This window comes from Priestia sp. 40, from assembly GCF_049368575.1.
GTDB lineage: Bacteria > Bacillota > Bacilli > Bacillales > Bacillaceae_H > Priestia > Priestia zanthoxyli.
On record NZ_JBMPZA010000005.1, the window covers coordinates 1,309,304 to 1,321,601 of the forward strand.

Annotated in this window: 14 protein-coding genes and 1 other annotated feature (1 of these 15 only partly in view); of the genes, 2 read left to right on the forward strand and 12 right to left on the reverse strand. The window is 40.3% G+C overall.

Annotated elements, in window-relative coordinates; genetic code table 11:
- Positions 1–47: 47 nt before the first annotated feature.
- From ACO1DI_RS07890 to nadB, 5 genes are all read right to left on the reverse strand, one after another.
- Positions 48–1,028, reverse strand: coding sequence for a phosphotransferase (locus ACO1DI_RS07890; protein WP_423145194.1), 981 nt, complete (start codon positions 1,026–1,028; stop codon positions 48–50).
- A complete protein-coding gene (gene safA, locus ACO1DI_RS07895; RefSeq protein ID WP_014458127.1) occupies positions 1,003–2,283 on the reverse strand; it encodes a SafA/ExsA family spore coat assembly protein in 1,281 nt (426 codons plus the stop codon). Before safA ends, ACO1DI_RS07890 begins: the two co-directional genes overlap by 26 nt.
- A gap of 214 nt (positions 2,284–2,497) precedes the next feature.
- Positions 2,498–3,598 carry a quinolinate synthase NadA gene (gene nadA, locus ACO1DI_RS07900; RefSeq protein WP_042991870.1) on the reverse strand — a complete coding sequence of 367 codons (1,101 nt, stop codon included), beginning with the start codon at positions 3,596–3,598 and terminating at the stop codon, positions 2,498–2,500.
- Positions 3,555–4,448 carry a carboxylating nicotinate-nucleotide diphosphorylase gene (nadC, locus tag ACO1DI_RS07905; RefSeq protein WP_209367904.1) on the reverse strand — a complete coding sequence of 298 codons (894 nt, stop codon included), beginning with the start codon at positions 4,446–4,448 and terminating at the stop codon, positions 3,555–3,557. Before nadC ends, nadA begins: the two co-directional genes overlap by 44 nt.
- 36 nt (positions 4,449–4,484) lie before the next feature.
- The gene (gene nadB, locus ACO1DI_RS07910) at positions 4,485–6,029 is read right to left on the reverse strand and encodes an L-aspartate oxidase (protein ID WP_014458126.1); all 1,545 of its coding nucleotides are present in this window, start codon (positions 6,027–6,029) and stop codon (positions 4,485–4,487) included.
- 89 nt (positions 6,030–6,118) lie between these two features.
- Here nadB and ACO1DI_RS07915 point away from each other — a divergent pair, with 89 nt between their 5' ends.
- Complete coding sequence (locus ACO1DI_RS07915; protein WP_209367909.1) at positions 6,119–7,255, forward strand: IscS subfamily cysteine desulfurase; 1,137 nt, start codon at positions 6,119–6,121, stop codon at positions 7,253–7,255.
- 15 nt (positions 7,256–7,270) lie between these two features.
- Positions 7,271–7,816, forward strand: coding sequence for a transcription repressor NadR (locus ACO1DI_RS07920; RefSeq protein ID WP_047932161.1), 546 nt, complete (start codon positions 7,271–7,273; stop codon positions 7,814–7,816).
- Between the two features lie 28 nt (positions 7,817–7,844).
- On the opposite strand, the gene pheA is transcribed toward ACO1DI_RS07920, so the two are convergent.
- The 7 genes from pheA to rplU all read right to left on the reverse strand — a co-directional run bounded on the left by pheA (position 7,845) and on the right by rplU (position 12,235).
- Positions 7,845–8,717, reverse strand: a complete 873-nt coding sequence (pheA, locus tag ACO1DI_RS07925) for a prephenate dehydratase (protein ID WP_014458123.1) — start codon at positions 8,715–8,717, stop codon at positions 7,845–7,847.
- A gap of 28 nt (positions 8,718–8,745) precedes the next feature.
- Positions 8,746–9,195 carry an ACT domain-containing protein gene (locus tag ACO1DI_RS07930; protein ID WP_013059332.1) on the reverse strand — a complete coding sequence of 150 codons (450 nt, stop codon included), beginning with the start codon at positions 9,193–9,195 and terminating at the stop codon, positions 8,746–8,748.
- A 33-nt stretch (positions 9,196–9,228) separates the two neighbouring features.
- The gene (obgE, locus tag ACO1DI_RS07935; protein WP_013059333.1) at positions 9,229–10,515 is read right to left on the reverse strand and encodes a GTPase ObgE; all 1,287 of its coding nucleotides are present in this window, start codon (positions 10,513–10,515) and stop codon (positions 9,229–9,231) included.
- Between the two features lie 51 nt (positions 10,516–10,566).
- Entirely contained in the window at positions 10,567–11,103 is a 537-nt protein-coding gene (locus ACO1DI_RS07940) for a Spo0B C-terminal domain-containing protein (RefSeq protein ID WP_423145195.1), read from the reverse strand.
- A gap of 171 nt (positions 11,104–11,274) precedes the next feature.
- Positions 11,275–11,568, reverse strand: coding sequence for a 50S ribosomal protein L27 (rpmA, locus tag ACO1DI_RS07945; protein ID WP_013059335.1), 294 nt, complete (start codon positions 11,566–11,568; stop codon positions 11,275–11,277).
- 16 nt (positions 11,569–11,584) lie between these two features.
- On the reverse strand, positions 11,585–11,917 hold the full coding sequence (locus tag ACO1DI_RS07950; protein WP_013059336.1) for a ribosomal-processing cysteine protease Prp: 333 nt from the start codon (positions 11,915–11,917) through the stop codon (positions 11,585–11,587).
- A gap of 9 nt (positions 11,918–11,926) precedes the next feature.
- Positions 11,927–12,235: a 50S ribosomal protein L21 gene (gene rplU / locus ACO1DI_RS07955; RefSeq protein ID WP_013059337.1), complete on the reverse strand. Its 309-nt coding sequence runs from the start codon at positions 12,233–12,235 to the stop codon at positions 11,927–11,929.
- 14 nt (positions 12,236–12,249) lie between these two features.
- Positions 12,250–12,298 (reverse strand) — a sequence feature (ribosomal protein L21 leader region); it runs 23 nt beyond the window's last position.

The window sequence follows — 12,298 nt, forward strand, 5'->3', positions numbered from 1 at the left end:
ATTAAAAGACGAGCCGTTTCTTATTCGATGAAGTGTTTATAAACTCTTTACATGTCATGTAGGTTTTGTAAGTGCTGGTAAATCACTCGATAAAAACGTGTACGCTGTGACCATTCTTCAACTGATTGCTGCATTAACTTTTGGCGGTTTGCCCATGATAAAGCAGAGGCGTTTATATTCCAGTTTCTCATCAGCATCGATGGAAAGAGCAAAGAAGCAAGGAAAAAACGCTGCTTGCTTAATTCTTTTATTTTCGAGTGTTGAAGTAGTTCTTTCATCGACCACTGGACATAAGGCAAAAAGCGCTGGACGAGCTGAACATAGTCATAAAGAGCAGGAGCTTTAGCCGATAAGTCAAAATCAATCATAACAATACCCAAGTGGTTTGTTTTCAAGAAATTATGTGAAGCAACGTCACCATGAATAATGGAGTGGTTCAACTGACTATCTCTGAAACGCTCCATTAAAACTAAAGCTTTTTCCCCCCAAGTCACAATATCTTTATATACATGAAATTGATTACACTCTTTAAATATATACGACGTTTCTCGAAAAGAGGAAAGCCGCTTTTTCCATTTTAAAACAAGATCATATTCAGGAAGCTTTGTATACGCAGCTATTTTCTTTTTACGAACTTCTCCATGATAGCGGATCAATGTTTGTAATACCTCTTCCCGATCCTGAAAACTTTCGTACGTTATCTCTTTTACTTGCTTAACAAAGGGCATCATCGCCCAATACAAATGACGGTCCTTTATATAAAGTTCACCTTCTGGGTAAGTTTCAAAATTAACCGCATACCCCTGCTTAATTTGAGATAAAACGTGATAAACATGTTCAATTTTACCTTTGTCTCTGTATGCTTTTATTACTTTTCTTCCTTTATTCGTATCCGCTATGATGACATGAGGCTTTTTCATACGGTAGGTCTCAACGTGAATATCTCTTTTTTTCAAATAGAGAAAGAGACGATTTAAATTAAAATCGTCTCGTCTATAATAATCAATCTTCATCTTCGTCGTACTCATCATATTCTGGAATACTAAATGCATTTGGGTCAAACGCAGGATACGGAGGTACACCAATCATGCCATATGGGGCTGGATAGAGTGCCCTTGGATCCTGAAAGCCGTAAGGTACCGGCTGCTGATACTGTGGATAAGGCTGCTGTGTGGCATAGTCGTCAGGTCTTGGTTCACCGCAGCCGCAGTCTCCTTGCTGCTGTGGGGCATAGTGCTGCCCATAATGGTAAGGCACGTTTCCAAAACCTTCGGAAGAACTTTCATAATGTCCACCTGTCATGGCTCCCTGCACTTGTGGATACATTGGTGCTTGATGATAGGCCGGATAAACGGGCTGCTGATATCCCCATGGAGGCGGACAAGGAGAGCATTGTACCGGTCCATAGCAGCTGTGTGGCATCATTGGATACATTGGCATAGGGGACATATGAGCACCCATTGCATGTTCTTCAAACGATTCGTTTTCATAACCGTGATGATACATTGGAGCCTGTTGATACATTGGCATTGGATACGGCTGTGGTGCATACATTGGCGGATGACACGGCATATAATTAAATCCGTAGCCTGGCATCACAGGCGATATCGGCGTGATTGGATAACATGGCATTTGAGGAGGCATTTCGATACTCTCCATTTCAGGACTTTCTGGCGATTCATGCTTTGGCAGTTCTTTTGGCGCTTCTTTTTTTGGAGCCTGCATCGCCATATTAACCGTGTAATAGTTGTTAATATCAATCTCAGGTGCAATCGGCTTTAATTTAGGAAGCTTTGGTGCAACAGGCATTTCTTTTTTAGGCTGCGCAATTGGTGCCTCTTTTTTAGGCTGCGCGACCGGCGCTTCTTTCTTTGGCTGCGCAATGGGCGCTTCCTTTTTCGGTTGAGCAATCGGTGCTTCTTTCTTTGGCTGCGCAATTGGTGCTTCTTTTATCGGCTGCATAAACGGCGTCTGAGCAGGCTGATTAGCTGATTTATTGTCATCTGAACTTTCATCAATTTCCGTTACTGGATAAGCTTTAGTGGATTGGTCACTATAAGGGTGTTGAATTTTAGGCATTTCTTTTATACCAGGTGAAGGAGCTCCTTCTTTTTGAACAGGCACTCCGCTTGTCGGCACTTTAATTTTCATTCCAGGCATGATCATGTCTGGATTGCTTAATTGAGAATTCGCTTTTTTTAACTCTTCAAAATTAACCCCATACTTTTCAGCGATTTTCCAAAGGGTATCCCCTTTTTGAACGATATGGATTTTCAACGTCATTCCCCTCCCGAGTAGAGTCTCTGCCATCTATATGTGCAAAATCAAAGTAAGTTCTGTTTGTTCATCACAAGATATGCCTTGAACCATTTTTTTATTCATTTTGCCCACAGTTTGGTTCAAGTTTTTATGATAAAGAAAAAAAGACTTATCAACACAAACAATATGTCAATAAGTCTTCTTTTAGACCTTCTCTTTTCAATTGTCTTAAAAATCTTTATGCTCGTTCTAGCATATTCGTTAGCGCTTTGATTGCACCTTGCGCTGTATGCTTATCTACCTTGATTTGATTTACTTCTATTCCTTCTTCAATGCTTTCTAAAGCCCACAGCAAGTGAGGCAAATCAATTCGGTTCATCGTCAAACAAGGACACATATAGGGATTAAGCGAAACAATTTCTTTATCCGGATGACTGTTGATAATCCGTTTCACTAAGTTCATTTCCGTGCCAATGGCCCATTTAGAGCCTGAAGGAGCTTTTTCAATTGTATCAATAATATATTTTGTAGAACCTGCATAATCTGATTTTTGCACCACTTCATAGGAACACTCCGGATGAACAATAATATTCATCTCAGGCTGCTTCTCGCGTAAATAATCAATATTTTTAACCGTGAAATTTTCGTGCACAGAACAGTGACCTTTCCATAGAATCACCTTGATGTTGTTTATATCGCCTTCATATTCGAGCATTTCTTCAATAGGATTCCAAATGGCCATTTCATCTAGTCCAACACCTAAATCATAAGCTGTGTTTCTGCCCAAATGCTGATCTGGTAAAAAGAGAATGCGCTCTTTTTTAGAAAATGCCCACTCCACCATATTTTTTGCATTTGAAGATGTTACTGTTGCACCATCATGTTCGCCTACAAAAGATTTAATTGCAGCTGTAGAATTCACATACGTAAGCGGAATAATTGTATCTCCGAAAAGATCCTGTAAGACAGGCCACGCCTTTTCTGTTTGCTGAATAGTAGCCATATCAGCCATTGAACAGCCAGCTCGCATATCGGGTAAAATGACTTTTTGATTTTCAGCAGTTAAAATATCAGCTGTTTCTGCCATGAAATGAACGCCGCAAAACACAATATGCTCAGCTTCTCTATTTTCAGCTGCTATTTGAGCCAGCTGTAAGGAGTCTCCTACCGCATCTGCAAATTCGTACACTTCGTCTTTTTGATAATGATGGCCGAGCAGAAACAATTTGCTTCCGAGCTTTTTCTTGATTTCTAGTACTCTTCTTTTCATTTCATTTTCTGTGAGCTGCGTATATTTAGCGGGCAGCGTTTGCTGCTGAAGCGTTTGTAATAAACTCATGATTTCCTGTTCCCCTTTCTGTTAATAAGTCCAAGCTGATATCGATAGACCCTGCTGAATGCGTTAAAGCTCCAAGTGAAATATAGTCCACTCCGCTGTCTCTAAAAGAATGGAGCGTACCAAGCGTAATTCCACCGGATGCTTCTGTGACAATATGAGCGGGAACCAGTGGTATCCAATCTTTAATGACTTCTGGAGAACAGTTATCGAACATAATGACATCTGCTCCTGCCTCTATTGCTTCTAGCAATTGACTTTTGTTTTCAATTTCTACTTCCACCTTAACCATATGTCCAACCTGCTCTCTTACTTTCACAACAGCGTCTAGAATAGATCCTGCATGTGCAATATGGTTATCTTTTAACATGACGCCATCGTACAATCCAAAACGATGATTATAACCTCCTCCAGCACGAACAGCATACTTTTCTAACATTCGCATACCAGGCGTTGTTTTTCGCGTGTCACATATGCGCGTATGTGAGCTGCCAAGCAGCGCTACGGCTTTTTGCGTCATCGTGGCAATGCCACTCATTCTTTGAAGTAAGTTTAAGATTACCCGTTCACCGGTCAAAATAGATCGCACGGGTCCTGAAACGGTAGCTATTTTATCGCCAGGCTTAAGAACATCTCCATCTTTTTTCTCGACATTCACTTTCACGTCAGGGTCTATTAAATGAAATCCTTCTTTAATCAATTCCACTCCTGCGATAATACCTGATTGCTTTGCCGTGAACACAGCTTTCCCTTGGTCAGACGGAGAAAAAATAGCTTCACAGGTTATATCTCCATCTCCAATGTCTTCTATAAAAAAAGACTGCAATAGTTTTTGTAATTTCAACGTGTTCATTGTGCTACCTTCACCTTTCTTTTTAAATTTCCTTGCTTATAAAATCAATGACTGTTTTGTTGAAGCAGCAGACTGCTTAATAATTCGCTTATGCTCCCATTCTTGCTTCTCATGCGGAAAGTCACTTCGGTAATGACCTCCTCTACTTTCTTTTCTTGCAAGAGAGGACTCGGCAATAAGCAGACCTGCAGTTAGCATATTGCAGATGGTCGCTGCTTCCCTCGAATATATAACTTCTTGATCAAGAGGTATTCCATCCAGATAATTTGTGAATTCATGCACAATAGTGGCCAATTCGTTTTCATGACGAATGATTCCTACACAATCCATCATTTTATGCTGAATTTGTCTTGTGGCAGGCAGTATTTTAGGCATGCCTTTATAGACGTAACGAACGGGAGTATAACGAGATACCGTTCTCGCTTTATGTAAAATATGACGCCCTGTCCGTTTTCCAAATACAAGACACTCTAACAATGAATTGCTTGCTAGACGATTTGCTCCATGAACGCCTGTAGAAGAAACTTCCCCCACGGCATACAATCCTTCAACATTTGTTTGTCCATAAGCATCTACTTCAATTCCACCCATTAAAAAATGTGCGCCGGGAGTAACAGGTATTCGTTTTTTGTCCAGTTGAATTTTATACTTTCGACACAGTGCCGTAATCGTAGGAAATTTTCGTTCAAAATGAGCCACTTTTTCAATGTCTAAAAATACGGATCTTCCTTTTTTCATTTCATTAAAAATCGTCCTTGCTACAACATCTCGCGGTGCTAAATCCTTAAAGAGATGAACGCCTTCCATTATGCGTTCATTCCATTCATTTACCAGTACGCCACCTTCACCTCGAACCGCTTCGGATACTAAACCTTTCGCTTCCTTTTGATACAAAAGCGTCGGATGAAACTGAACAAATTCTAAGTCCGCTAATTTTGCTCCAGCCCTGTACGCAAGCGCTAGGCCATCTCCTGTCGCAAGCGGCTGGTTAGATGTATGCTTGTACAAAGCGCCGATTCCTCCGGTAGCTATAACAGTTTGGCGAGCATGATATATAGTAATTTTGTTGTTTTCATCTTGTCCGATAGCGCCTCTGCACGTTCCATCTACAGTTACTAAATGCTGAATCATTTCGTTTTCAATCACTGTAATATATGGGAGTACTTCTTTTTTCAAAAAAGCGAACAGCGCTTGTCCTGTTGCATCCCCACCTGCATGCAGAATACGATTGACACGATGGGCTCCTTCTTTTCCAAAATGGAGCGTACCATCTGGATTTTTATCAAACTTCATTCCTTTATGAATCAATTCATTTACTACAGCCGCACCTTCTTCCACTAAAGTGCGTACCGCTTGTTCATTGCAATGCTTATTGCCCGCAACCAACGTATCATAGAGATGTTCACTCCAGTGATCGCTGCTTCCAATAGCTGCTGCTACTCCGCCTTGAGCAAGAACTGAGTTATTGCGGTCAAGTTTCCCTTTCGTTACCATTACAACTCTGTTATGACGACACAGTTCATAAGCTGCAGAAAACGCTGCTAATCCGCTTCCAATAATTAAAACATCTGTCTCTAACATTTTACACCTCTTTATTTACATGTGTCTTGACACCTATATTTACATATTATTAAATGAAAGACAAGAAGTTTTTTTATCGGAGGGAGAAAATGATTTATCTGGACTATGCGGCAACAACGCCAATGAGACAAGAAGCAATTGAGGTATATACTGAAGCTGCAACAAGCTATTATGGAAACTCCAGCAGTCTTCACACACTTGGAACACAAGCAGAGAATTTACTTACGCTATGCAGAAAAAAATTAAGCCTGTTAGTAAATTGTCGAGAGGATGATCTTTTTTTTACAAGTGGAGGAACAGAAGCTAATTACTTAGCCATTCATTCTTTTTTGAAAGGAAAAACGAACGAAAGAAAACATTTAGTTACAACGAAGCTTGAACATTCTTCGGTTCTTCATACATTGCAGCAGCTCGAAAAAGAAGGCTTTACCCTATCTTACGTACCTGTAGATCAAAACGGCGCTGTGTCTGTAGAAGACTTAAAGAAGACGATTCGACCTGACACTGCGCTAGTAGCTATTCAGCACATCAATCATGAGCTCGGTACAATTCAGCCAGTTGAGGATATTGGCCACTTTTTATCTGAAAAAGAAATTCTCTTTCACTGTGATTGTGTTCAATCTTTCGGTAAGCTTCCTATTGATGTTAAAAAGCTGAAAGCTGATAGCATCTCAGTTTCTAGTCATAAAATTTACGGACCAAAAGGTGTAGGAATGGTATACATGAATTCAAGTTCTTCTTGGAAGCCTATTTATCATAAAGCAACTCATGAAAAAGGCTTTCGCCCTGGAACTGTAAATACAACGGGTATCGCTGCCTTTACTGCAGCAGCTGAATGCGCATATGCAGAAATGCAGGCGGCTCGAAGTCATTATGAGCGCTTAAAATCGTACTTATTAGAAAAGCTAAAGCCTCTTGCTCCTTTTATAGAAGTAGAAGGCCTTGGGAACTCGCATTTTCCTGGAATTATTGGACTGACGTTTTCAAACATACAGGGTCAATATGTTATGTTACAATGTAATCGTCACGGAATTGCTATTTCTACGGGAAGTGCCTGTCATGTAAATCAGCAGGAACCATTAGCTTCTCTACTTGCGATTGGCAAATCGACTGCGAATGCTAAGAACTTTGTACGTATTTCATTTAGTCAACATTCAACGTTTAAGCATATTGATCGACTCATATCCGTTTTTCATTTATTACAGCAAGAATTTATGACAGTGTAAAAGGAGGGACTAAAGGTGCCAGGAACTCAAAAGAAAATTCTTGGAGAAGAAAGAAGAGAACTTATTCTACAATGGTTAAAAACAGAGAATAAACCAATGACAGGCAGTGAGCTTTCAAAACGAACAAACGTTAGCCGCCAAGTCATTGTACAAGATATTTCGCTGCTTAAAGCTAAAAATGAGCCCATTATCGCAACAAGTCAAGGATATATTTATATTCAAAATCCATCTCAAACTACCGTGCATCAGCGAATTATTGCCTGTCAGCATACGCCAGAAGATGCTGAAAAGGAGCTTCTCCTGCTTGTTGACCACGGCGTTCTCGTGAAAGATGTAACCGTTGAACACCCTGTGTATGGTGAATTAACGGCTTCCGTTATGATTCAAACCCGAAAAGAAGTAGAAACGTTCATAGAAAAAATCCAAGAAACAAACGCAACTTATTTATCTCAGCTAACAGATGGGATTCACCTTCATACAATTGAAGCAGATACAATTGAAAAACTGAATGCTGCCTGCTTAGCTCTTGAAGCGGAAGGCTATTTAGTTTCGAATGAGTAAAAAGATGTTATAACAAAAAAATCCCGCTTTAAAGCGGGATTTCTGTTTCAAGCAGTGTATGAGGGTAGCTTCCTAAAAGCTCTACGCTACAGCCTAGTGCCTCAAGTTCAGCCATAGCCCCAGGGATTAATACTTCATCCATTTTTTGTTCAATATCAACGATAAAGAAATAGTTTCCAAGCCCTGTTTTCATGGGACGGGATTCAATTTTAGACAGATTTAGCTTACGCCAGGAGAAAGCTGAAAGCACTTGATGAAGCGCTCCTGCCTGATCAGATGGAAGTGTAATCATTAACGTTGTCTTGCACCCGTTTCCAGCTAAAAATGGCACATCTTGCGCTCCATCTTTATGCAAAATAACAAATCTTGTTGTATTATGATCATAATCATGAATGTTCGGGCAAGCAATATGTAATCCATATTCACGGGCTGCTAATCCATTCGCAATAGCTCCAATATTAAGCTCAGGGTGTTCGCTTACATACTTAGCAGCAAACGCCGTTGATGTCATCTCTTCTACTGCAGTTGACGTACATTCTCCGTGTAAAAATTTATGACACTGCGCAATTGCATGAGGATGAGAATAAATCGTTTCAATGTTTTTCCACTGTTCTGCGTGAGATGGATGAACCATTAAATGCTGACGAATGGGAAGCACAATTTCTCCAACAATTGGCAGACGACGTTCATGAATAAGATAATCAAGTGTTAAATTTACAGATCCTTCAAGTGCATTTTCTAACGGTACAATTCCATACTCAATTTCTCCTTTATCCACTGCATCGATACATGCTGGAATTGTTTTGTATGGAATATGGTCGTGCTGTTTAAATACGCCTTGGACGGCCACATGTGTAAATGTTGCCTTTGGTCCTAAATATCCTACTTTCCCCACAATCATGCCTCTCCTTATCTATATCTGTTTACCATTATGCCCCTGAACCAAGCACGTCCACTTTATCTACAAACTCTAAGCTTTTCAGTCTTCGCAGCATTTCATTTAATTCAACATTCATGCTTGCTGTATCTAATGAAAGAGTTACGTTGGCACGCCCTTGTAAAGGGATGGTTTGGTGAATTGTTAACACATTGCATCCCGATGATGCAACGGTGCTTAATAAATGTGATAAAGTACCTGATCGATCTTCAATATGAAAAAATAGTGAAATAATTCGCTGTTTGACAACCGTCTGAAACGGAAAAACCGTGTCGCGGTACTTATAAAAAGCACTGCGACTCAAGTCTACGGCTTGTACGGCATCTGCTACCGATTCAGCTTTTCCCCGTTCAATTAACAGCTTCGCATCCAATGTTTTTTTCATCGCTTCTGGTAATACATCTTCGCGAACTAAATAAAACTGCTTATCGCTCTTATGCAAGTAAAGCCCCTCCCCTTATCCTATGAACAACAATTAGTCAATAAATTCAAATTCATATTCAAACAGCTTTACAATATCGCCATCTTTTGCTCCTCGTTCACGAAGGGCTTCATCGACGCCCATGCCTCGAAGCTGACGCGCAAATCGACGAACCGATTCTTCACGTGAGAAGTCAGTCATCTTGAATAATTTTTCGATTTTTTCACCACTTAATACGTATGAGCCGTCGCTATCACGCGTAATAACGAATTCCACTTCTTTCTTTTCATGCTTGTACAGTACGCGGTGCATAGATAGATCTTCCTCTTCTTGCATTGGGAATTCAGGCGTAGTTTCTACAAGATCAGCTACTGTAAATAACAGTTCGCGGATTCCATCACGTGTTGCTGCAGAAATTGGAAAGACTTTCACTTCGTCCCCTACTTTTTCTTTGAATGCAGCTAGATTCTCTTCGGCTTGCGGGATATCCATTTTATTTGCTACCACTACTTGCGGACGTTCTGTTAAACGCATATTATACTGACGCAGCTCTTCATTAATGGTTAAGTAATCTTCATATGGATCACGGCCTTCTAAACCTGACATATCGATTACATGGACAATAACGCGGGTACGTTCAATATGACGTAAAAACTGATGACCTAACCCTACACCTTCATGTGCACCTTCGATTAGCCCTGGTAAATCTGCCATCACAAAACTGCGATTATCTTCTGTTTCAACTACTCCTAAATTCGGATTAATTGTTGTAAAATGATATTCAGCAATTTTTGGCTTTGCAGCAGACGTTACGGATAATAACGTTGACTTTCCAACACTTGGGAAACCAACTAATCCTACATCCGCTAATACTTTTAATTCAAGGATTACATTTCTCTCTTTACCCGGCTCTCCATTTTCTGAAAGCTCCGGTGCTGGATTTGCAGGTGTAGCAAAACGCGTATTCCCACGCCCTCCGCGTCCACCTTTAGCAATCACTGCGCGCTGGCCGTGCTCAACTAAATCAGCAATCGTTTCGTTCGTATCTTCGTCTAACACAACCGTACCTGGTGGAACTTTTACAACCATCGGCTCAGCGTTACGTCCGTGCTGTCCTTTTGACATTCCATGTTCACCGCGGCTTGCTTTAAAGTGACGCTTATAGCGGAAATCCATCAGCGTACGTAATCCTTCTTCTACTTCAAAGATGACATCTGCACCGTGACCACCGTCACCACCTGCAGGACCTCCTTTTGGTACGTACTTTTCGCGACGAAAGGCAACCATTCCATTTCCTCCGTCGCCACCTTTTACATATACCTTGACCTGATCTACAAACATTTCTTTTTCACTCCGTTCTATATCTTAGCTCCTGCAATAGCAAAAGCGCTGTTAACTTATTCTGAGCATAAGGCTAAATTCATCTTCAGACATATGCTGTTCAACCAATGCAACTCCTTGAGCGCACTCATAACATTGTAGCTTGTTTTGTAGCTTCTGTATATCTGTTAGTATTCCACTAAAGTCAAAAAAGAAACGAATTCCCTGTTCTTCAATGCATACTGAAATACTCAAATAGTTTTCTGCATGATAATCAACATACTTTTCGAGTGCTTCTGTCAAATAGCAACACCAGTTGTATACGAACTCATCGTATTGTGATAAATCCTTCAATTCTCCAAGCACTTCCACATCTAAGCGAACAGCATGGTTATTCCAATGATAGGTCATAACAAAGCCCGCAAACAGTCGCATATTAATGTTTGTTAACTTGGATTCATGTTTGGATTCATTTACAATTTCTTCAATGATTTCATTCGCTCGATCAAGCCAATTCAACGCTAGATTGCCTTTGATTAATTGCAGCTTATTTAACCAATCATGCCGCGCGTATCTTAATACCTCTACGACATCCCATTCTTTTTCCATCTTAGCACTCCTAACTTTGACTCGAGCATAAGTATTTCACAACGCTGACAAACATCTCGTATCAATCTTCTTAGATATGTTCGATTATAACAAATTCCAATGGGTAATAGGTGAAATATTCTACAAAAAGAAAACTCTAACCTACTTGGGTTAGAGTTTTCTTTTTGTATCTTATGCTTCTTGAGCAACAGGGTATACAGATACTTTTTTACGGTCACGACCGAAACGTTCAAATTTAACGATACCGTCGATTTGAGCGAATAAAGTATCATCTCCACCACGACCTACGTTTGCACCTGGGTAAATTTTAGTACCGCGTTGACGGTATAAAATTGAACCACCAGATACGAATTGGCCATCAGCACGTTTAGCACCAAGACGTTTCGAGATTGAATCACGACCGTTTTTAGTACTACCTACTCCTTTTTTAGAAGCGAAGAATTGAAGGTCTAATCTTACTAACATGACATCCACCTCCTGTTTAGTTGTCGTTAATTTTTATATAATTACTGTAATCTAATTCGATCGTTTTCAGTGAAACAACCATACCTTCTAATAGCAATTGAATCTGTTCCAATGTGAACGAATCCACATCTTTTGGAATCTCACAACGGAGATACCCACCATCTCCACCTTGCTCTAAGTGCGGTTCAACCCCACTTATTGAAAAGATAGCATTAATTGTCCCAAATGAAACTGCAGATGCTCCCGCACAAACAAGATCTTTTCCGTGTTCGGAAAAGTCAGCATGTCCACTCATCGTGAACCCGTCAACTTTCTTATTTGCATCACGAGAAATCGTCACCTTAATCATTTGTTATAATTACGCGTTGATAGCGTCGATTACAACTTTTGTGTAAGGTTGACGGTGACCTTGCTTACGACGATAGTTTTTCTTTGCTTTGTATTTAAATACAGTGATCTTTTTAGCGCGACCTTGTTTTTCAACTTTAGCCGTAACTGTTGCACCTTCTACGAAAGGAACACCAACTTTCACGCTGTCGCCACCTACAAATAATACTTTGTCAAAAGTAACTGTTTCGCCTTGTTCACCAGCAAGTTTTTCAACGTAGATTGCTTGACCAGCCTCTACTTTAATTTGCTTACCACCAGTTTCAATAATTGCGTACATTCTCTGCACCTCCTCTAAAAACTAAGACTCGCCATCACAGGTGTTCAAGTGAACTTAAAACCT